This is a genomic window from Nocardioides terrae, assembly GCF_900112345.1.
Classification (GTDB): Bacteria; Actinomycetota; Actinomycetes; order Propionibacteriales; family Nocardioidaceae; genus Nocardioides; species Nocardioides terrae.
In genome coordinates, this window is sequence record NZ_FOLB01000002.1 from 1 (window position 1) to 20,326 (window position 20,326).

At 72.7% G+C, this 20,326-nt stretch carries 18 protein-coding genes and 1 tRNA gene; 9 read left to right on the top strand and 10 right to left on the bottom strand.

Annotated features, from left to right (window positions below; translation table 11 throughout):
• Both BM236_RS02835 and BM236_RS02840 read right to left on the bottom strand, forming a co-directional pair.
• Nucleotides 1-473, bottom strand: a 473-nt coding sequence (locus BM236_RS02835; protein ID WP_139230011.1) for a carbohydrate ABC transporter permease, incomplete at its 3' end; no start/stop codon positions are given.
• A 23-nt stretch (nt 474-496) separates the two neighbouring features.
• Nucleotides 497-1,801 (bottom strand): ABC transporter substrate-binding protein, encoded by a 1,305-nt coding sequence (locus BM236_RS02840; protein WP_217645214.1) that lies wholly within the window; start codon nt 1,799-1,801, stop codon nt 497-499.
• A 211-nt stretch (nt 1,802-2,012) separates the two neighbouring features.
• Here BM236_RS02840 and BM236_RS02845 point away from each other — a divergent pair, with 211 nt between their 5' ends.
• Genes BM236_RS02845 through BM236_RS02855 form a run of 3 tightly spaced genes read left to right on the top strand, consistent with a single transcriptional unit; the run spans nt 2,013 to nt 5,847 of the window.
• Nucleotides 2,013-3,020 (top strand): Gfo/Idh/MocA family protein, encoded by a 1,008-nt coding sequence (locus BM236_RS02845; RefSeq protein ID WP_091120028.1) that lies wholly within the window; start codon nt 2,013-2,015, stop codon nt 3,018-3,020.
• A gap of 56 nt (nt 3,021-3,076) precedes the next feature.
• A complete protein-coding gene (locus tag BM236_RS02850) occupies nt 3,077-4,417 on the top strand; it encodes an MFS transporter (RefSeq protein WP_091120030.1) in 1,341 nt (446 codons plus the stop codon).
• Entirely contained in the window at nt 4,414-5,847 is a 1,434-nt protein-coding gene (locus tag BM236_RS02855) for a pyridoxal phosphate-dependent decarboxylase family protein (RefSeq protein WP_091120032.1), read from the top strand. Before BM236_RS02850 ends, BM236_RS02855 begins: the two co-directional genes overlap by 4 nt.
• 47 nt (nt 5,848-5,894) lie before the next feature.
• Here the strand turns inward: BM236_RS02855 and BM236_RS02860 are convergent, their stop codons facing one another.
• Nucleotides 5,895-6,890 (bottom strand): LLM class F420-dependent oxidoreductase, encoded by a 996-nt coding sequence (locus BM236_RS02860; RefSeq protein WP_091120035.1) that lies wholly within the window; start codon nt 6,888-6,890, stop codon nt 5,895-5,897.
• 169 nt (nt 6,891-7,059) lie between these two features.
• Between BM236_RS02860 and BM236_RS02865 the strand changes: the two genes are divergently transcribed.
• On the top strand, nt 7,060-7,881 hold the full coding sequence (locus BM236_RS02865) for an endonuclease/exonuclease/phosphatase family protein (protein WP_091120037.1): 822 nt from the start codon (nt 7,060-7,062) through the stop codon (nt 7,879-7,881).
• Nucleotides 7,882-7,967: 86 nt separating this feature from the next.
• Entirely contained in the window at nt 7,968-8,561 is a 594-nt protein-coding gene (locus tag BM236_RS02870) for a uracil-DNA glycosylase (RefSeq protein ID WP_425434182.1), read from the top strand.
• 4 nt (nt 8,562-8,565) lie between these two features.
• Here BM236_RS02870 and BM236_RS02875 read toward each other — a convergent pair whose 3' ends face one another.
• Nucleotides 8,566-9,513 (bottom strand): aldo/keto reductase, encoded by a 948-nt coding sequence (locus BM236_RS02875; protein WP_091120750.1) that lies wholly within the window; start codon nt 9,511-9,513, stop codon nt 8,566-8,568.
• A gap of 61 nt (nt 9,514-9,574) precedes the next feature.
• Between BM236_RS02875 and pdxY the strand changes: the two genes are divergently transcribed.
• Entirely contained in the window at nt 9,575-10,426 is an 852-nt protein-coding gene (gene pdxY, locus BM236_RS02880) for a pyridoxal kinase PdxY (protein ID WP_091120042.1), read from the top strand.
• A gap of 21 nt (nt 10,427-10,447) precedes the next feature.
• Here pdxY and BM236_RS02885 read toward each other — a convergent pair whose 3' ends face one another.
• Both BM236_RS02885 and BM236_RS02890 read right to left on the bottom strand, forming a co-directional pair.
• Complete coding sequence (locus BM236_RS02885) at nt 10,448-11,011, bottom strand: dienelactone hydrolase family protein (RefSeq protein ID WP_091120045.1); 564 nt, start codon at nt 11,009-11,011, stop codon at nt 10,448-10,450.
• 48 nt (nt 11,012-11,059) lie between these two features.
• Nucleotides 11,060-11,132 (bottom strand) — tRNA-Thr (locus BM236_RS02890).
• 70 nt (nt 11,133-11,202) lie between these two features.
• Between BM236_RS02890 and BM236_RS02895 the strand changes: the two genes are divergently transcribed.
• Nucleotides 11,203-13,008, top strand: coding sequence for an alpha-amylase family glycosyl hydrolase (locus tag BM236_RS02895; protein WP_217645215.1), 1,806 nt, complete (start codon nt 11,203-11,205; stop codon nt 13,006-13,008).
• Between the two features lie 27 nt (nt 13,009-13,035).
• Nucleotides 13,036-14,265 carry a DUF4032 domain-containing protein gene (locus BM236_RS02900; RefSeq protein ID WP_091120046.1) on the top strand — a complete coding sequence of 410 codons (1,230 nt, stop codon included), beginning with the start codon at nt 13,036-13,038 and terminating at the stop codon, nt 14,263-14,265.
• A 57-nt stretch (nt 14,266-14,322) separates the two neighbouring features.
• Here BM236_RS02900 and BM236_RS02905 read toward each other — a convergent pair whose 3' ends face one another.
• Genes BM236_RS02905 through BM236_RS02920 form a run of 4 tightly spaced genes read right to left on the bottom strand, consistent with a single transcriptional unit; the run spans nt 14,323 to nt 19,777 of the window.
• Nucleotides 14,323-15,828, bottom strand: a complete 1,506-nt coding sequence (locus BM236_RS02905; RefSeq protein ID WP_245750104.1) for a metallophosphoesterase — start codon at nt 15,826-15,828, stop codon at nt 14,323-14,325.
• Between the two features lie 11 nt (nt 15,829-15,839).
• Complete coding sequence (rlmB, locus tag BM236_RS02910; RefSeq protein WP_091120049.1) at nt 15,840-16,802, bottom strand: 23S rRNA (guanosine(2251)-2'-O)-methyltransferase RlmB; 963 nt, start codon at nt 16,800-16,802, stop codon at nt 15,840-15,842.
• A 3-nt stretch (nt 16,803-16,805) separates the two neighbouring features.
• Entirely contained in the window at nt 16,806-18,224 is a 1,419-nt protein-coding gene (gene cysS, locus BM236_RS02915) for a cysteine--tRNA ligase (protein ID WP_091120051.1), read from the bottom strand.
• 41 nt (nt 18,225-18,265) lie between these two features.
• Nucleotides 18,266-19,777, bottom strand: a complete 1,512-nt coding sequence (locus BM236_RS02920) for a molybdopterin-dependent oxidoreductase (protein ID WP_091120053.1) — start codon at nt 19,775-19,777, stop codon at nt 18,266-18,268.
• A 40-nt stretch (nt 19,778-19,817) separates the two neighbouring features.
• Here BM236_RS02920 and ispF point away from each other — a divergent pair, with 40 nt between their 5' ends.
• Complete coding sequence (gene ispF, locus BM236_RS02925; RefSeq protein WP_091120055.1) at nt 19,818-20,306, top strand: 2-C-methyl-D-erythritol 2,4-cyclodiphosphate synthase; 489 nt, start codon at nt 19,818-19,820, stop codon at nt 20,304-20,306.
• The last annotated feature ends 20 nt before the right edge of the window (nt 20,307-20,326 follow it).

A 20,326-nucleotide genomic window follows, 5' to 3' on the forward strand; every position in this document is an offset into this window, starting at 1 on the left:
GCCGGGGCCGCGACGAAGGGCAGCAGCACCGACATCCGCCACAGGGTGCTGCCCCGCAGCCGGTTGTCGAGCAGAGCCGCGATCACCACGGCGATGATCACCTGCGGGACCGAGGAGAGCAGGAAGATGCTGATGGTGTTGACCAGGGCCTTGGTGAAGACCGGGTCGCCCAGCACCTTGGAGTAGTTCTCCAGGCCCAAGAACGCGCCCTTGTGGGAAGCCAGCGGCTGCCAGTCGTAGAGGGACAGGTAGGCGGTGTAGCCCAGCGGGAACAGGCCGATCACCGCGAACAGGACGAAGAACGGCGAGACGTAGAGGTAGGGCGAGACCCTCACGTCCCACCGCGAACGTCGTTCACGCCACGTCGGCCGCAGCATCGTGGCGCGGCCTTCGTGGCGGATGTCGGGGATGCCCCCGGCCGGGGGCGCCGCGGTGGCGGCGTCCCCGGTCGGGAGTGTCGAATGCTCAGTCATGCGATGCGGGAGAGGTCGTCAGCTCACATCGCACCGACGGCGTCCTGGAACTTCTTCCAGGAGTCGTCGGGCTTGGCCGAACCCTCGTCCACGCGGTCGATGGCCGCCTGGAACTCGCCGAGGATGTCGGAGTACTTCGGGCCGTGGTGCGGCTGGACGGTGATCGCCTTCGCACGGTTCGAGAGGATCTGCCCGTAGGGCGCGTCACCGAAGAGCGGAGTGGTGAAGCCGGTGACGGCCGGGTCGTCGAGCGCCTTGACCTGGCTCGGGAAGTTGCCGGCAGCCTCGAACGCCTTGGCCTGCTGCTCCGGAGCGGTGATCCAGGCCGCGAACTCCTTGGCCTGCTCCTGGTGCTTGGACTGCGTCGGGACGGTCAGGTAGGAGCCGCCCCAGTTGCCGCCGCCGCCGGGGAAGGCGTCGGCGATGTCCCAGGTGCCCGTGCCGTTGGCGTTGGTCTCGATGTTGGCCCGCATCCAGCCCGGGCACATGATCGTGGCGAAGCCGTCGTTCTGGAACGACGCGGTCCAGTCCGCCTCCCAGATCTTGTTCCGGGTGGAGAGGTTCAGGTGCTCCTTGGTGACCGTGTCGTAGACCTTCCGGAGCTCCGGGCTCGAGATGTCGATCGTGTTGTCGGCCTTCTCGAAGGGGAACTCGACCTGGTTGAGCATCGCCTGGGCGATGCCGGAGGAGGAGTCGAACCACTTGCTCTTCGGCATGGCCTTGACGTACTTGTCGCCGAGGGCGAAGTAGTCGTCCCACGTCGTCATCAGCTTGGCGACCTCGGCGCGGTCGGTCGGCAGGCCGGCCTTGGCGAAGAGGTCCTTGCGGTAGCAGACGCCCTCGGGGCCGGCGTCGGTCGCGTAGCCGACCAGCTTGCCGTCGTCGGTGGTCGCGGCGTCGCTCTTGAACTTCAGCCAGCGGCCGTCGACGTCGGGGCCGCTCAGGTCGACGAAGCTGTCCGCGTTCTGCACGATCGCGGGGATCATGTCGCCCTCGACGGCGACGACGTCGGGCAGACCGTTGCCGGCCTGGAGCTTGGTGGTCAGCTCGACCTTCCAGTCGTCCCACTTGCCGATCTTGCGCTGCTCGACCTTGAACGGGTGGTCACCGGAGTTCCACTCGTCGATCAGCTTGTCGTAGCCGAACTCACCGAAGGTGGTGATGGTCAGCTTCTCGTTCTTGTCGAGGCTCTTCTGCGACGCCGACGAGTCGCCGTCACTGCTGCCGCAGGCCGCGAGGCCGACGACCATGGCGGTCGCCGCAGCGACGGCCAGGCCCTTGCGGGCCAGCGAGGACCGGCGGGCCGATCCGGGGTTTGGAATGCGCACGGGGTTTGCTCCTGCCTTGGTTCACACGGGTTCCCGACCGGCTTGGGCCTCGCTCCGTCCCGAAAGTGGGAGCGCTTCCATTTGGCGGGTCGGCGCACACCGTGACACGCGCCACCCGTGCTGTCAATCATCTGACGATTGAAAGTGGGAGCGCTTCCACAATGTGAGACCAGTCACGCTCTCTCTCGACCGGGCACTACGTTGGCGGCCCATGACCACCGAGCCCGTCCGCTGGGGCATCCTCGCCACCGGCGCCATCGCGCACGCCTTCGCCCGCGACCTCGTCGCCACACCGGGCGCAGAGCTCGTCGCCGTCGGCTCGCGGACGGCGGAGAGCGCCGCCGCCTTCGCCCAGGAGTACGCCGGCCACGGTCCGCTCCCCCGCGCCCACGGCTCCTACGAGGAGCTCGTCGGCGACCCGGACGTCGAGGTGGTCTATGTCGCGACGCCGCACGCCCTCCACCTCGACAACGCCCGGCTGGCGCTCGAGGCCGGCAAGCACGTGCTGTGCGAGAAGCCGCTCACGCTCTCCACCGGCGATGCCGAGACCCTCATCGCGCTCGCCGCCGAACGTGGGCTGCTGCTCATGGAGGCGATGTGGACGGCCACCCATCCGCTCGTGCGCTGCCTGCTCGCGGGCATGCGCGAGGGCCGCTTCGGGACACCCCGCCAGGTCCACGCCGACCTCGGCTCCCGCGTCGATGCGGATCCGACCTCGCGGATGTTCGACCCGGCCCTGGGCGCCGGTGCGCTGCTCGACATGGGCATCTACCCACTGACCTTCGCCCACCTCGTCCTCGGGCGGGCCGAGCGGCTGGTGGCCACGGGCGACGTCCGCCCAGGGGCAGGGGGCAGCTTCGACATGGACGTCGCGATCGCGGGCCGCTACCCGGCCGGGGCGGTCGCCGCGCTCACCGCCTCGATGAGCTCGTGGAGCCCGGGCACCGCCACCGTCGCCACCGACCTCGGCCGCATCGACGTCGACGTCGTCTTCCGGCCCACGCGGATCACCTTCACGCCGCACGGCGGCGACCCGGTGAAGCTGGACGGGGTGGAGCCGCTGATCGGCCAGGGCTACGGCAACGAGGCCCTCGAGGCCGGCCGGTGCGTGCGCGCCGGGCTGCTCGAGAGCCCGCTGGTGCCGCACGCGCAGACCCTCACCGTCCTCGGGCAGATGGACGAGATCCGTCGCCAGCTGGGTGTCGTCTACCCGGCCTAGCCACCCGGCCCGGGTGTCTCCCGGCGGGTCGCGACGCGGGCCGATACCTTGCCGCCATGACGCCGCCCCCGACCGCGCTGCCCCGGAGCGTCCGGGCCGGCTACGGCTCAGGATCGGTCGCGACCGGCGCGTTCGGAACCGTGCCGGGGCTGATGCTGCTGCCCTACCTGACCGACACCCTCGGCGTCGCGGCCCTGCTGGCCGGCGCGATCGTGCTGCTGCCGAAGGCGTGGGACGTCGTGCTCAACCCCTACGCCGGACGCCTCTCGGACCGGACCGTCGACCCGCGCGGCCCGCGTCGGCCGTGGCTGCTGCGCGGCGGGATCGGCCTGGCGCTCGGCTTCGCGCTCCTCTTCGCGGCTCCGACGATGCCGCTGGCGGCCGAGGCGGCCTGGGTGCTGCTGGTCTTCCTGGCCACCGCGACGGCCTACGCGTTCTTCCAGGTGCCCTACGTCGCCATGCCCGCCGAGCTCACCGACTCCTACGACGAGCGCACCCGGCTGATGACCTGGCGGGTCGCCATCCTCGCGCTGACCATCCTGGTGGCGGGCGGCACCGCGCCCGCGGTCCGCGACGCCGTGGGAGGTCGCGACGGCTACCGCGTGATGGGCCTGCTGATGGCCGGCCTGATGCTGGTCGGTGTCCTCTCGGCGTACGCCGGCACGCGCCGTGCCCCCGTCCGGACCGTGACCGCGGGCGCGGGCGGGCTGCGCGACCAGCTCCGCATCGTGGGCGGCGCCCGGGACTTCCGGCTGCTGCTCACCACCTTCGTGGTGCAGGCGCTCGCGACCGGCGCGATGTTGGCCGGCGTCGACTACCTCGCCTCCGACGTCCTGGACCGCAAGGCCGCCTCCACGGTGCTCTTCCTGTGCTTCGTCGGCCCGGCCCTCCTGCTCACGCCCGCCTGGGCGCGGGTCGGGGAGCGGGTCGGGAAGCGCGTCGGCTACTCGTGGTCATCCGTCCTGCTCGCGCTCGGCGCCCTGGGCACAGCGACCGCGCAGGTGGCGCCGCTGCCCGTCGTCTTCGCGTTCACCGCGCTGGCGGGGGTGGGGTACGCCGGCTGCCAGATGTTCCCGATGGCGATGCTGCCCGACGCCGCGGCCGTGGACGCCCGCCGCACCGGGTCGTCGCGGGTCGGTGTCTACACCGGCGTCTGGACCGCCGGCGAGACGCTGGGCCTCGCGCTGGGGCCGGGGCTCTTCGCGCTGGTCCTCGCGGTCGGCGGCTACCGCTCCTCGACGACCGGTGGCACGGCGCAGCCCGACTCGGCGCTCACCGCGATCACGCTCGGGTTCGGGCTGGTGCCCGCCGCGCTGGTCGTGGCGAGCCTCTGGTGGCTGCGGCACTACTCGATCACCGCCGACACGGTCGCCACCTCTGAGAGAGTCGGCCCATGACCGACCCGACGAGCGATCCGCTGGACCGTCTCCGCGCCCTGCAGGCGGCCGACCTGCCCGTCCACGGCGGCCGGACGCTCGCCTACGTCTACGACTCCGGCCTGCCCGACGTCGACGCGATCGGCCGGGAGGCGGTCGCCGCCTACGCCGGCTCCAACGGCCTGGACCCCACCGCCTTCCCGAGCCTGCTGCGCATGGAGAACGAGCTGGTCGGCTACGCCTGCACGCTGCTCGACGCGCCGGCCACCGCGGTCGGGACGGTGACCAGCGGCGGCACCGAGTCGGTGCTGCTGGCCGTGCAAGGCGCCCGCGACGCCTGCCCGGAGATCGCCCGGCCCCGCATGGTGATCGCGTCGACCGCGCATGCCGCCTTCCACAAGGCGGCCCACTACTTCGGCGTCGAGGCGGTCGTCGTCCCGGTCGGCGCCGACTTCCGTGCGGACGCCGCCGCGATGGCCGCCGCCATCGATCGGAGCACCGTCCTCGTGGTGGCCAGCGCGCCGTCGTACGCGCACGGCGTGGTCGACCCCGTGGCCGAGATCGCGGGTGCCGCCGCCGCAGCCGGCGTGCGCTGCCACGTCGACGCCTGCATCGGCGGCTGGGTGCTGCCGTTCGCCGCCCGGCTCGGCCGGCCGGTGCCGCCGTGGACCTTCGCGGTCGACGGCGTCACGTCGATCTCGGTGGACACCCACAAGTACGCCTACGCGCCGAAGGGCACGTCACTGCTCCTGCACCGCACGACCGCGCTGCGCCGGCCGCAGTACTTCGCCTCCGCCGCGTGGCCCGGCTACACGATGCTCAACTCGACGCTGCAGTCGACGAAGTCCGGCGGTCCGCTCGCCGGCGCCTGGGCCGTCACGCAGGCCATCGGGCCGGACGGGTACGCCGCCCTGGCCGCCCAGGTCTTCGAGGCGGTCGACCTGGTGGTGGCCGGCATCGCGCAGCAGCCCGCACTGCGGCTCGTGGCCCGGCCGGACTCCACCCTGGTCGCGATCGCCACCGACGACTCGCTCGACCCGTTCACGCTCACCGACGAGCTGGTCGCGCGCGGCTGGTACGTCCAGCCGCAGCTGTCCTTCGCCGGGCTCCCGGCCACCGTGCACCTGTCGCTCTCGGCGGCCACGCTGCCGCACGTCCCGGACTTCCTGACCGCGCTCGGCGAGGCGGTCGCCGCCGCGGTGGCGGCCGGGCCGGTCGCGGTCGACCCCGGCGTCGCCGGCTTCGTGCGGTCGCTCGACGCCGCGAGCCTGACCGACGAGGAGTTCGACGGTCTGCTCGCCTTCGCCGGCCTCGACGGCGGAGCGGGCGGCGACACCGCGCTCCCCGACCGGATGGCACCCGTGAACGCGCTGCTCGACCTCGCCTCGCCGGCCACCCGCGAGGCGGTGCTGGTGGCGTTCCTCGACCGGCTCGCCCGGCCGACGCGCTGACCCTTGAGCGCCTCGACCACCCAGGGGTGGCCGAGGCGCTCAAGGGTTCAGGCGAGTGCGGGGATGACCTCGCGCTCGAAGAGCTCCACGCCCGAGGTGTCGTAGGCGAGCTCCGGGAAGTAGCCGATGTAGTAGGCCATGCCGAGGTCGCGCACGGCGGAGAGCCGTTCGACGATCTGCTCGGGCGTGCCGGCCAGCGCGCCCGAGATCGCCTGGTCGGCGTACTCCTGACCGCGCTGCTCGCCGAGCGCCTTCCTGAAGTGGTCGGTGAAGCGCGCCTTGCGGTCGGCGACCTCGGCCTCGGTCGAGCCGATGAAGGTGTTGTAGTTGGCGGAGCGGGTGATCTCGCCGAAGTCCCGGCCGAGCGTCCGGCAGTGCTCCTCGAGCAGCGCCGACTTGTGCGCGAAGCCGTCCGGCGACCCGTCGAAGTTCGTGTAGTCGGCGTATTGCGCCGCGATCTTGAGGGTGACCTTCTCGCCGCCGCCCGCGATCCACAGCGGGATCCCGCTGGGCGCGGTCTGCAGCGGCAGCGGGCGGCAGATCGCGCCGTCGACCTGGTAGTAGTCACCGTCGAGCGTCGCGGTGCCGGTCGTCCAGGCCTGGCGGAAGATCTCGACGCCCTCGCGGAGCCGGCCGAGCCGCTCCTTGGCGCCCGGGAAGCCGTAGCCGTAGGCGCGCCACTCGTGCTCGTACCAGCCGCCGCCGATGCCCATCTCGATGCGCCCGCCCGAGACGTGGTCGACCGTCGCGGCGACCTTCGCGAGGTAGGCCGGGTTGCGGTAGGCCATGCAGGTGCACATCTGCCCGAGCCGGATGCGGGAGGTGTCGGCGGCGAACGCGGCCATCAGCGTCCACGCCTCGTGGGTGGCCTCGTCCGACGGCTCCGGTGTGGTGTGGAAGTGGTCGTAGACCCAGACCGACTCCCAGGCGTCAGCGCCGTCGAAGCGGCGCACCAGGTCGCGCATCGTGCTCCAGTGATCGGCCGGGTCGATGCCGACCAGGTCATAGCGCCAGCCCTGCGGGACGAAGACTCCGAACCTCATGCACCGCACCGTACCCATCCCGGCGGCGACGACTCGTCGGCCCCTCGGCCACGGCTCTCCGACCGGTCTGTGAACATCTCCTCGGACGTGTGGTGCCGAGGTGCGCTGGGCACTGTGCGTCCGGCAGGCTGATCCCGCAACGAACGCTCATCGACCTGAGAGGTGACGAGTGCCCGCCGTCCACCGCCGAGCCGTCCTGCTCATCGTCACCGGTGTCCTTGCGACCGTCCTCCAGCCGGTCTGGACCGCCCGTGCAGACGGCGCTCCGCGCGCCACCGGCACCTTCTTCTGGGCCAACGCGTGGGCGGCACACCACACGGAGGCACGCGGCGGAGCCGCGCCCGGCGCCGAGAGGATGCGACGGCTGGTCCGGCTCGTCCACCGCGACGACGTGCACCTCGGTACCCTCGCGGAGATCGAGCACAGCCAGGTCGCGGCCTTCCGGAAGGCGGCGCCGGAGTACAGCCTCCTCACCGCGGACCGCGGGAACACCGACGGCGTCTTCTGGCTGACGGACGGCTACGACGTCGTCGAGACCTACCGGTTCCGTGCCTTCACCTACGGCGGCCGCCGCTCGCCGGTTCCCGTCGCCGTCCTGCGCGACCGGGTGAGCGGTGCGCTGCTCGCCGTCATCGCGGTGCACAACCCTCGCGACCGCTGGCGCGACCGGGCGCTCCGCCGCGAGCTGGAGGAGGTACGTCGCCTGCGCCACGTCCACGGCAGCGATCTCTCCGTGTTCATGGCCGGCGACTTCAACGCCGGTGCCTCGGTCGCGTGCCGGGCCCATCGGGCACGGCTCTACTCGGCCGGCCACCGCCGCTGCGACAGCTACGCCCCGATCGACCAGCTCCTCGTCGACCGTCACGTCCGGATCCGTGCCTACCACCGCATGACCGGGGCGCGCGTCCACCGGATCACCGACCATCCCGCGGTCTACCGCGCCCGCTTCGCCATCGCCGACGCCCCGGTGCCCAGCGGGCGGCGACGGTGAGCGCGCTCGCCGGGCTGGTCGAGCAGGGCCTCGTCGCCGAGGACTGGGCCGCGGCGCTCGCGCCGGTCGACGAGCAGGTCGCGGCGATGGGCCGGTTCCTGCGGGACGAGCTGGCGCTGGGTCGGCCCTACCTGCCGGCCGGCGACCGGATCTTCCGCGCCTTCCAGCGCCCGCTCGGGTCGGTGCGCGTGCTCGTGGTCGGCCAGGACCCCTACCCCACGCCGGGGCACCCCATCGGGCTCTCCTTCGCCGTCGAGGCGCACGTGCGTCCGCTGCCCGCCTCGCTGCAGAACATCTACCGCGAGCTCGCCTCCGACCTCGGCATCACGCCGCCCGAGCACGGCGATCTCTCCGCCTGGGCCGACCGCGGCGTCATGCTCCTCAACAGGGCGCTCACCGTCCGGCCCGGCGCCCCGGCGTCCCACGCGGGGAAGGGGTGGGAGGCGATCACGGAGTGCGCGATCACGGCCCTCGCCGGCCGCGGCGGCCCGCTCGCCGCGATCCTCTGGGGCCGGCAGGCGCAGTCGCTCAAGCCGCTGCTCGGCGCCGTCCCGTGCGTGGAGTCCGTCCACCCGTCGCCGCTGTCGGCCCATCGCGGGTTCTTCGGCTCCCGGCCGTTCTCGCGGGTCGACGAGCTGCTCGTGCAGCAGGGCGGCGAGCCCATGGACTGGACCCTCTGACAGGTCAGCCGGTGATCTCGTCCAGCTCGGCGAGGTCCTCGGCGGTCGGCTCCCAGCGCAAAGCCGCGGCGTTGGCGCGCACCTGGTCGCCGGAGGTCGCACCCGAGATGACCGAGGAGACCCCGGGCTGCGCCGCGAGTCCCGCGACGGCGACGTCGAGGGGCGAGAGGTCCCGCGCGGCGGCGTACCTCTCGAACGCCTCGACGCGGTCCCAGTCCGCCTCCGCGAGCCACTGGGCCCGTCCCGCCTCGACCGCGAAGCGGCTGCCGGGCGGAGCGGCCTCGCCGCGCTTGTACTTCCCGGTGAGCAGGCCGGCCTCGAGCGGGAAGAACGGGAGCACGCCGAGGCCGAACCGCTCGGCCGCCGGGATGACCTCGTCCTCGATGTCGCGGGTGAGCAGCGAGTACTGGTTCTGCACCGACACGAACGCCTCGAGGCCGGAGGTCTGCGAGGTCCAGGCGGCGTCGGCGATCTGCCACCCGGCGAAGTTGGAGCAGCCGAGGTAGAGCACCTTGCCCTCGCGGACCAGGTCGGTGAGCGCGGAGAGCGTCTCCTCGATCGGCGTCAACGGGTCGGGCCGGTGCAGCTGGTAGAGGTCGATGTGGTCGGTGCGCAGCCGGCGCAGCGATGCCTCGACGGCACGGCGGATGTAGCGCCGCGAGCCGCGGGCGCCGAAGTCCTCGCCGTTGCCGCCGTTCATGTCCATCCCGAACTTCGTCGCGAGCACGAAGTGGTCACGCTGACCGGCGAGCGCCTCGCCGAGCAGCTCCTCGGAGCCGCCCTGCGGGTCGCCGTAGATGTCGGCGGTGTCGAGCAACGTGACGCCGGTGTCGCGCGCCGCGGACAGGATGTCCTTGACCCCATCGAGGTCGACGCGACGGCTGAAGGCGTTGCAGCCGACGCCCACGGTGCTGACGATCAGGCCGGAGTCGCCGAGCGGCCGGTAGGTCATGGTCACCGACCGAACGTACCCGCTCCTAGGCGACGTTGGCGCGGAGCGGCAGGATGGCCGGGTGCAGATCCTCTCCATCCAGTCCCACGTGGCCTTCGGCTACGTCGGCAACTCCGCCGCTGTCTTCCCGGTGCAGCGGCTCGGGCACGAGATCTGGCCGGTCCTCACGGTCAACTTCTCCAACCACACCGGCTACGGCGAGTGGCGCGGGCCGCTCATCGCACCGGCCGATGTGTCAGCGGTCATCGAGGGCATCGCGGACCGGGGCGCCCTCCCGACGATCGACGCCGTCCTCTCCGGTTACCAGGGTGATCCCGCGGTCGGCGCCGTCGTCCTCGAGGCGGTCGCCCGGGTGAAGGCGGCCAACCCCGACGCGGTCTACTGCTGCGACCCCGTGATGGGCGACGTCGGCCGCGGCTTCTTCGTCCGGCCGGGCATCCCCGAGTTCATGCGCGACCAGGTGGTGCCGGCCGCCGACATCATCACGCCGAACCACTTCGAGCTCGACTTCCTCGCCAGGCGCTCGACGTCGACGCTCGAGGAGGTCCTCGACGCGGTCGACACGGTGCGGGCGACCGGGCCGCGGGACGTGCTCGTCACCTCGGTGGTGCACGGGGCGCTGGGCGAGCAGGAGATCGAGATGGTGGCGGTCTCGGACGAGGGCGCCTGGGCGGTGACCACGCCGCTGCTCCCGATCACCCCGAACGGTGGCGGTGACGTGACAGCGGCGGTCTACCTCGCGCACCTGCGCTCGAAGCGGTCTCCCGAGGCCGCCCTCGGCCTGACCGCCAACACGATGTTCGCGATCCTCGAGAAGACCCTCGCCTCGGGCCGACGCGAGCTGGAGCTGATCGCCTCGCAGGACGCGATCGCGACGCCGCCGACCAGGTTCGAGGTACGCCGGCTCCGCTGACGGTCTCGCGACCACCCAGCCTCAAAGCCTTCCGAGGAACTCCTGGATGCGCTCCATCGCGAGCGCGGCGGCGACCGGATCGAAGTCCTGGGTGCTGGGGTCGGCGAAGAGGTGCGTGTCGCCCTCGTAGACGAACAGCTCCGCGTCCGGCACGCGTGCCTCGAAGCCCTCCTCCGCCTCCTGCTCGCGCCACGGGTCGTCGGCGGTCTGGTGGGCCTGGGCGGGCACCCCGGCTGGCCAGCGCGCCTCCCACCAGGCCGGGTCGACGGCGCCGTAGAGGTAGAACGCCCCGCGACCGCCCGGGCGGGTCAGCAGCAGCTGGGTCGCATAGGCGCAGCCCATCGACATGCCGGCGTACACCAGGTCGGGCGGGAGCGACTCCACGGCGGCGCCGGCACGAGCGCCCAGCGTCTCGCGGCCCGTCTCGGCCGCGAACGCGACGCCGTCCTCGACGACGTCGAAGAGCCGACCCTCGAAGAGGTCCGGCGTGTGCACGGTGTGCCCGGCGTCCTGCAGGGCACCCGCGAACTCCTGCACACCGGACGTCAGCCCCAGCGCGTGGTGGAACAGCACGATCTCAGCCATGGGACGACCATACGGACCCGGACCGACAAGCGAAGGACACTGCCGTCGAGCCGCCTAGGGGACTTGAACCCCTAACCTTCACATTACAAGGGTGCTGCGCTACCAATTGCGCCAAGGCGGCATGGCCGCGAGCGGCCGGCGGTCATCCTACGGGGTGCGGAGCGCTGCGACGGCTCGGGTTCAATGGACCCATGACGGACCAGCCCGGTGACCTGCTCAGCCAGCCGCACCACGACGGGTCCCCGCTCTACCTCTCCGACGAGGCCCCGGCACTCGGCTCCACCGTGACGGTGAGCGTCCGGACGAGCGCCGACGACCCGATCGGCCGGATGTGGGTCCGGACGACCTTCGACGCCGAGCCGACGTACCACGAGATGAGCCGCCAGGAGCCGGGGTGGTGGCGGGGCGGGCTGCCGGTGCGCAACCCGGTCACGCACTACCGCTTCCTCCTCGAGCGGACGGACGGCACGCAGACGTGGCTGACCGCCGCCGGCGAGGTGTCGTACGACGGCAGCGACACCTTCGACTTCAAGGTGGTGTCCTACGACCCGGCCCCGGACTGGGCCCGCGACGGCGTGGTCTACCAGATCTTCCCCGACCGCTTCGCCCGCTCCGCGCAGGCCGACACTCGGGAGACGCCGCACTGGGCGGTGCCGGCGACGTGGGACGACACCGTCGTCTTCGAGGGCGCCGACCCGCGCACGCCGCTGCAGTTCTTCGGCGGCGACCTCGACGGCGTCGTGGACCACCTCGACCACGTCGAGGAGGTGGGCGCCGACATCGTCTACACGACCCCGGTCTTCCCGGGCGAGAGCAACCACCGCTACAACGCGAGCACGTTCGAGCACGTCGACCCGCTGCTGGGCGGCGACGAGGCCTACCAGCGGCTCAGCCGCGCCGTGCACGACCGCGGCTGGCGCCTGCTCGGGGACCTGACCTCCAACCACACCGGCGACACCCACGAGTGGTTCCGGCAGGCGCGGCAGGGCGGCCAGACCCGTGACTGGTACTACTTCCAGGGCGAGGGCTACGAGACCTGGATGGGCCACCACACCCTGCCCAAGCTCAACCACGCCAACGACGAGCTGCGCCGGGTGATGATCGAGGGGGCCGACTCGGTCGTCGGCCGCTGGCTGCGGCCGCCGTACGACGTCGACGGCTGGCGCATCGACGTGGCCAACATGACCGGGCGCCTCGGCGACATCGACGTCAACCACGACGTCGCCCGGATCATCCGGGCGACCGCCGCCGAGCAGCGCGAGGCGACGTTCGTCATCGGCGAGCACAACCACGACGCCTCGTCCGACATCGACGGCGACGGCTGGCACGGCACGATGAACTACTCCGGCTTCTCGTGGCCGATCTGGTCGTGGCTGCGCGCCGAGGCCACCGAGGCCCGGCCGTTCGGCCGCCCGGTGGCCGTCGCTAAGCGACCGGGTGGACTGGTCCGGCGCAGCCTCGACGAGTGGCGGGCGCGCTACGGCTGGCGCGCCACCACCCAGTCCTGGAACATCCTCAGCAGCCACGACAGCGCCCGGATCCGCACGATGGTCGGCGACCCCGCCGTTCACCGGCTGGCGGCCGGGCTGCAGTTCACGCTGCCGGGCGTGCCGATGCTCTTCGCCGGCGACGAGCTCGGCCTCGAGGGCGTCAACGGCGAGGACAGCCGCCGGCCGATGCCCTGGCACCGGCGCGAGGAGTGGGACACCGCCACCCTGCAGACCTACGGCGCGCTCGCGGCGCTCCGTCGCCGGCACGTCGCCCTGCGCCGCGGCGGGCTGCGCTGGGCGTACGTCGACGACGACTCGCTCGTCTTCGTGCGCGAGCACCCCGAGGAGACCGTCCTGGTCGCCGCCCGGCGTGCCGCCGGACCGGCGATCGCGCTCGACCTGCCCGCCGGCGACCTGCTGCTGAGCACGGCGGGAGACGAGCGCGGGTTCGACGGGAGCGTGCCGGACGCCGAATCGCCGGCCCTCTCCCTCTGGCGGCTCAGCTGACCGCCGGCGGGTGACACACTGAGGGCCGTGGCTCTCCGCATCGTCGCCAATCGCCCTGACCCGGCGATCCTGACGCTCCCTTGGGACACCCCGCTCGCGGAGTGGGCCGAGCGCCCCGACGCAACCGTGGTGCCGCTCCCGCGCGGCCTCTCGCGCCACGTGGTGAGGATCGTCCGGCTGCACGACCGGGTCTACGCGGTGAAGGAGACCCAGGAGGACATCGCGTTCCGCGAGTACCGCGTGCTGAGGGACCTCCAGCGGATGCAGCTGCCCGCCGTCGTACCGCAGGCCGTCGTCGCCGGCCGCCCCGACCACGACGGTGAGCCGCTCCCCGCGGCGCTGGTCACCCAGCACCTGCGCTTCTCGCTGCCCTATCGCAGCCTCTTCGAGCACGGCCTGGCGCCCGAGCAGGTGCCGAGCCTCGTCGACGCCCTCGTGGTGCTCCTCGTGCGGCTGCACCTGGCCGACTTCTACTGGGGCGACGTCAGCCTCTCCAACGTGCTCTTCCGCCGTGACGCGGGCGGCTTCGCGGCCTACCTGGTGGACGCCGAGACCGGCGAGCTGCGCCAGTCGCTGTCGAAGCAGATGCGCGAGTACGACGTCATGGTCGGGACCGAGAACGTCTTCGCCGAGCTGATGGACGTCATGGCCAGCGGCACCGTTCCGGTCGCCTCCACGATCGACCCCGACGCGATCGTCGAGCGGCTGCAGAGCCGCTACGAGCAGCTGTGGACCGAGCTCACCGCCGCCGAGACCTTCTCCGCCGACGACAGCTGGCGCGTCGAGCAGCGCATCGAGCGGCTCAACGACCTCGGCTTCGACGTCGAGGAGATCGACATCGTCACCGACGTCGACGGCGACGAGATGCGGCTGCAGCCGCGCGTCGTCGAGCTCGGCCACCATGCCCGCGAGCTGCAGAACCTCACCGGCCTGGTCGCCGAGGACGAGCAGGCGCGTCGCCTGCTCAACGACATCGCCGCCTTCACCTCCTCCCGCGACCTGGGCCGGCTGGACCGCGAGGTCGTCGCGCAGCGCTGGCTCCGCGAGGTCTGGGAGCCGCTGCAGGCACTCGTCCCGACCGAGCTGCGCGGCAAGCTGGCGCCGGCCGAGATCTTCCACGAGGTGCTCGTGCACCGCTGGTTCCTGTCCGAGCGGGCCGGGCGCAGCGTGCGGCTGCTCGACGCCGCCCGGAGCTACGTCGACACGGTCCTCACCCAGAAGCCCGAGGAGGCCCTGGCCGCCGAGCCGGAGGCGTGAGGCGCCTGGTGAGTGCCAGCGTGACCCTGGGGTCACGCTGGCACTCACAAGGCGCGCTCAGTAGGTGAGCGGCACGTAGGCGCCGACGCGGAACTCCCCGTTGGTCTCCAACCGGACCGGTTGGATCCCGACCGGCCGGCCGCCCGCGTAGGTGAGCACGGAGATCTCCGCCTCACGACGCGGCTTGCTCCCCAGCGCGAAGGCGTACGCCGCCCCGCCGGTCGTGCCGGTCGTGTAGCTCCAGCCGACCTTGCCGTTGGAGCCGACCACCCGGTTCGGCCCGACCTGCAGGTGCAGGTGGCCGCCGACGACCAGGTCGACGCACCCCCGGTCGAGCGCCGACCGACCCAGGTTGGCGTCGTGTACGAGGAGCGTGGAGATCCGCTCGGAGGAGTCGCAGGCGGCGTCGGCCAGCCGCGAGGCGACCTCCTCGAAGGTCAGTCCCTTCTCGTCGCGCCAGTTGCCGAGCCCGCTGGCGCGCGGGTCGGCGGTCCCGAGCAGCGTCGACCCGCCGGGGCCGTCGACCACCTGCCCGGACAGGACCGTCCAGCCGTGGTCGTCGAGGTAGCGCGAGACGAAGGTGCCGTTGTCGTGGTTGCCGGCGACGGCCCAGCGGTCGTCGATGTCGTCGAAGGCGGCGTCGAGGGAGTCCAGCGAGAACGCCTCCCACGACGAGCCCGTCGAGGTGTCGTCGCCTGCGTCGAGGACCGCGCTCGCCCCCGCCGCGTCGCCGACGGCCCGCGCGACCTTGTCCATGCCGACGTTGTCGTGTCGGTCCGAGACGAGCAGCACGGCCGTCTCACCCTTGCCCGGGCGACGCAGCTCGGGAGCGATGACGGAGACCCGCTCGGCGGCGGCGGTGTAGAAGACCTTGCTGTTGTCGTAGGTCGAGATCGCGCTCGAGAGCAGCCGCCGCGTCTGCGCGGTGGTCACGTCGCCGCGCACCTCCACCTCGTTCAGGTCGGTGGGCAGTGCGACCGCCGACCCGAGGAACTGCGACAGCGGCAGCCACTCCTTCTCCGCCGCCACGTCGCCGTCCGACGGCCCCTCCACCCACGGCTGCCAGAGCGCCACGCCGAGCCCGGCCACGACGACGACACCGACGATGCCTCGCCAGCGCGGCAGGTGCGCCAGCAGCTCGCGTCGCCGGCGGGCGCCGAGGGCCCGCCAGACCAGGAGGGGTAGCGCGGCGGCCGCCCCGCCGCGCAGCGCGGCATCCAGGACGAGGTCGCGCACGGTCGTCCGCAGCTTCGCCTCCTCGCCCTCCGGGGCACCGGCCAGGACGGCGTACCGCTGCATGAGGCCGCCGAGGGTCGACACGTCGGTCTTGCCCAGCGTGACGTCGAGCCCCAGTCGGCTGTGCGAGGGGATCCGGACGTCGGGCAGGACCGGGCCGGTGTGGATCTCGATGGCGCCGGTGAAGGTTGGACGCACCTGCGCGTCGTGGGAGAAGACGGTGACCTGTCGCGAGGACCCCGCCAGGACGATGAGGAAGGCGAGCGCGCTCAGGACGGCCCAGACCGCGACGTACGCCGCGATCGTGAGCGTCCTGCGCAGCCTCACTGAGTGGGAGCTCAGGCGCGGGCCCGCGCCACCGCGTAGAGCACGACGGACGCCGCCACCGAGGCGTTGAGCGACTCGACGGCGTTGACCATCGGGATGGAGACGATCTGGTCGCACGTCTCGGTGACGAGGCGGCCCAGGCCGGCGCCCTCGGCGCCGACGACCACGACGAGCGGGCCGTCGCCGAGCTCGAAGTCGGGCAGCGACACGTCCGACTCCATGTCGAGGCCGACCACCATGCAGCCGGCGTCCTGGTAGGCCTTGAGCTGCCTGGTCAGGTTCACGGTCTGGGCGACGGGGATGCGCGCCGCCGCACCGGCCGAGGTCTTCCACGCGGCGGCGGTCATGCCGACCGCGCGGTTGCTCGGGATCACGACGCCGTGCGCGCCGAACGCGGCCGCCGACCGGACGATCGCGCCGAGGTTGCGCGGGTCGGTGACGTGGTCGACGACGACGATGAGCGGCGGCTCGCCGGCCTCGTCGGCGCGGTCGAGCAGGTCGTCGGGGTGGGCGTACTCGTACGCCGGGATGCGCGCGGCCAGTCCCTGGTGGCCGTTGAACCCGGTGAGCCGGTCCAGCTCGGTCTTGGCGACCTCGAGCAGTCCGAGGCCCTGCTCGGAGGCGAGCTGGAACGCCTCGCGCATCCGGCCGTCGCGCTCGGCGCCCTCGGCGACGTAGACCGCGTTGACGGGCACGCCCTCGCGCAGCGCCTCGACGACGGGGTTGCGGCCGATGATCCACTCGGCGTCGGAGGTCCCGCGCTTGCGGGGGCCGCCCCGGCCGTCCCGCTTGGCCGCGGACCGGCCGGCGAGCTCGGCCGCCTTGTGCGCCTTGTGGTAGGGCCGGTCCTTCGCCTTCGGCGTCGGGCCCTTGCCCTCGAGCTGCTTGCGACGCTGGGCGCCGGAGCCGACCTGGGCGCCCTTCTTCTTGCCGGACTTGACGATCGCGCCCTTGCGCTGGCTGTTACCTGGCATGCGTCAGACGCTCCACTTCGGTCCGTCGGGGGTGTCGGTGATCTCGACGCCGGCCGCCTTCAGCCGGTCGCGCACCGCGTCGGCGGCGGCCCAGTCCTTGGCCGCACGCGCCGCGGCGCGCTCGTCGAGCAGACCGCGGACGAGGGCGTCCACGACCTGGGTGAGCTGGTCGTCCACGGCGTCGGAGCCCCAGACGGGGTCGGCCGGGTTGAGGCCCAGCACGTCGAGCATGAGCACGACCGACCCGAGCACGGCCTGGACGCCGTCCACGTCGGGGCGGCCGTCGGCGCCCGTCAGGAGGCGGTTGCCCTCGCGCACGGTGTCGTGCAGGACGGCGATCGCGGCCGGCGTCCCGAGGTCGTCGTCCATCGCCGCGACGAACGCCGTCGGCAGCTCCGAGCCCACGCCCGCGTCCTCCGGGCCGACGAGCTCGAGCGCACGCTGCACGAACGCCTCCAGCCGCCGGAAGGCGGCCGCGGCCTCCTCGAGCGCCTCGAAGGAGAACTCGACGTGCGAGCGGTAGTGGGCCGAGACGAGGTAGTAGCGCAGCTCGATGCCGCGGAACCGGGTCAGCACGGCCGGGATGGTGAGCGAGTTGCCGAGCGACTTCGACATCTTCTCGCCGGCGGTCGTGATCCAGGCGTTGTGCATCCAGTACGACGCGAACGGCCGTCCGGCCGCGCGCGACTGCGCCTGCTCGTTCTCGTGGTGCGGGAAGCGCAGGTCGAGGCCGCCGCCGTGGATGTCGAAGGCGGGGCCGAGGTACTTGCCCGCCATCGCCGAGCACTCGATGTGCCAGCCCGGCCGGCCCCTGCCCCACGGGCTCGGCCACGACGCGGTCGCCGGCTCGGACTCCTTGTGGCCCTTCCAGAGGGCGAAGTCGCGTGGATCGCGCTTCCCCCGCGGGTCGGCGTCGGCCGCGGCCTCCATGTCGTCGACTCGCTGGCGGGTCAGCTCGCCGTACGCCGGCCACGACCGCACGTCGAAGTAGACGTCGCCGGAGCCGTCGGTGGCGGCGTAGGCGTGGCCCTTCTCGATGAGCGTCCCGATCAGCTCGACCATCTCGGGCACGTGCCCGGTGGCCAGCGGCTCGTAGGTCGGCGGCAGCACGTTGAGGGCGTCGTAGGCCCGCTCGAGCGAGCGCTGCATGAGCTGGGCGTGGGCGTACCACGGCCGGCCCGCCGCCTCGGCCTTGGCGAGGATCTTGTCGTCGATGTCGGTGACGTTGCGGATGAAGGTCACCTCGAAGCCGCGATGACGCAGCCAGCGCTGCAGCACGTCGAAGTTGACGCCGCTGCGCACGTGGCCGACGTGGGGCTCGGACTGCACGGTCAGGCCACAGACGTAGAGCGACGCCTTCCCCTCCTCGAGGGGGACGAAGTCCCGGACCGCAGCCGTCGCGGTGTCGTAGAGCCTGATCACCCGGCAAGTCTAGGGATCGCACCCGCCACGGACGATTCGCGCTACGACACGTGGATCTCGACCGAGTGCCAGCCCGTCGCCCCGTCGGGCGCCGGCTCGGCCCGCACGCTTGTCTGCACCTCGCCGGCGGCGCTGGTCGCCCGGGCCCTGATCTGGTGGTCGCCCTTGTCGAGCGCGACGGTCGCGCGCCACTGCACCCACGTGTCGGCGCCCGGGACAGCGCCGAGCTCGGCCGCCTGCCAGCGGCCGCCGTCGACCGAGATCTCGACCTTGCCGATCCCGGTGTGCTGCTGCCACGCGGTCCCGGCCACCACCACGTCGCCCGCGTCCACGGCGTCGCCCGTGCGCGGCACGTCGATGCGGGAGGCGAGCTTGACCGGTCCCTGAGCGCTCCAGCCCTTGTCGGTCCAGTAGCCCTGGGCGTCCTCGAAGCGGGTCACCTCGAGGTCCACCACCCACTTCGTCGCGCTGACGTAGCCGTAGAGCCCGGGCACGATGACCCGCACCGGGAAGCCGTGCTCGACGGTGAGCGGCTCGCCGTTCTGAGCGAACGCGAGCATCGCGCCGCGGTCGTCGGTCAGCGCCTCGACGGGTGTCAGGCAGGTCCAGCCGTCGGCCGAGGTCTGCAGCACCCCGTCGGCGCCGGCCTGCACGCCCGCCTCGGCCAGCAGCGGTGCGATCCGCACCCCGCTCCACCAGGCGTTGCCGATCAGGTCGCCGCCGACGGTGTTGGAGACGCAGTTGAGCGTCATCCACTCCTCGGTCGCCTGCCGCCCGAGCAGTTCGTCGAAGGTGAGCTCGAGCGGGCGGTCGACCATGCCGTGGATGCGCAGCCGCCAGTCGCCGGGTTCCACCGCGGGCGGGACGATGGCGGTGTCGATCCGGTAGAACTCATCGGCCGGTGTCAGCCAGGGCGGCTGGTGGGCGACGCCGAGGTCGTAGGTCGGGTCGACCTGCGGCGGCGTCACGCCGCTCAGGTCCAGCGCGCGCCGGGCCGCGCCGACCTCCCGCCGGTGCCGACCGGCCACCCGGCCGACGTACGCAGCGACCACGGAGGCGGCCGCGACCCCGCCCGTCGTCGCGAGGAACCGGCGGCGGGACTCCTCGCCGAGCGGCGTCGCGATCGGGCGGGTGAGCAGCGCGAAGAAGCCGACCCACGCCATCCAGCCGACGACCGTGCCGAGCACCCCGGGTGCGTGCGGCGCCGGCTGGGCGAGGACCGCGGCCAGGCCGACGGCCGCCAGGACGCCGTACGCCGCCGCCGGCAGCGCCAGCCCGGTGTCCGTGCGGCGGGCGAAGAGCCCGACGAGCCCGCTCAGCACCGTCACGACGACGATGACGCCGGTCACCAGCAGCGGCTTGTCGGCGTGCCCGACGGAGCGGATCGCTCGCTCGGCGACGCCGCCGGGCGTCAGCCGGATCACCTGTTCGGCGACGGCCGCGACCGGTGACTCATCACCGCCGGCGAGCGCGGTGACGAGATAGCTGACGGCCAGGCCGGCGACTCCGGACAGCGCGCCGGACAGGGCCCAGGCACCGCGCTGCTCGCTCACCCCGCCATTGTGCCGCGGGGGTGTCCGGCATGATCACGGTGTGGAACCGCCAGCCCTCACCCCCCGCATCGGCATCGGCACCGACGTGCACCGGCTCGTGACCGGCACGCCTCTGCACCTGGCCGGGCTGGCCTGGCCCGACTCGGACGTCGGTCTGGAGGGGCACTCCGACGGCGACGTCGCGGCGCACGCCGCCTGCGACGCCCTGCTGTCGGCTGCTGGGCTGGGCGACCTGGGCTCGAACTTCGGCACCGACCGTCCCGAGCTGGCCGGAGCGTCAGGAGCACGGCTGCTGGGCGAGACCGCGGCGATGGTCCGTGCGGCCGGCTACGAGATCGGCAACGTCGCCGTGCAGGTGATCGGCAACCGTCCCAAGCTGAGCCCGCGCCGGGCCGAGGCGGAGGCAGCGCTCGCCGAGGCCGTCGGCGGTCCCGTGTCGGTGTCGGCGACCACCACCGACGGGCTCGGCCTCACCGGCCGTGGCGAGGGCGTCGCGGCGATCGCGACCGCCCTGATCCACCCCGCCTGAGCACACCCCTACCCTCACCT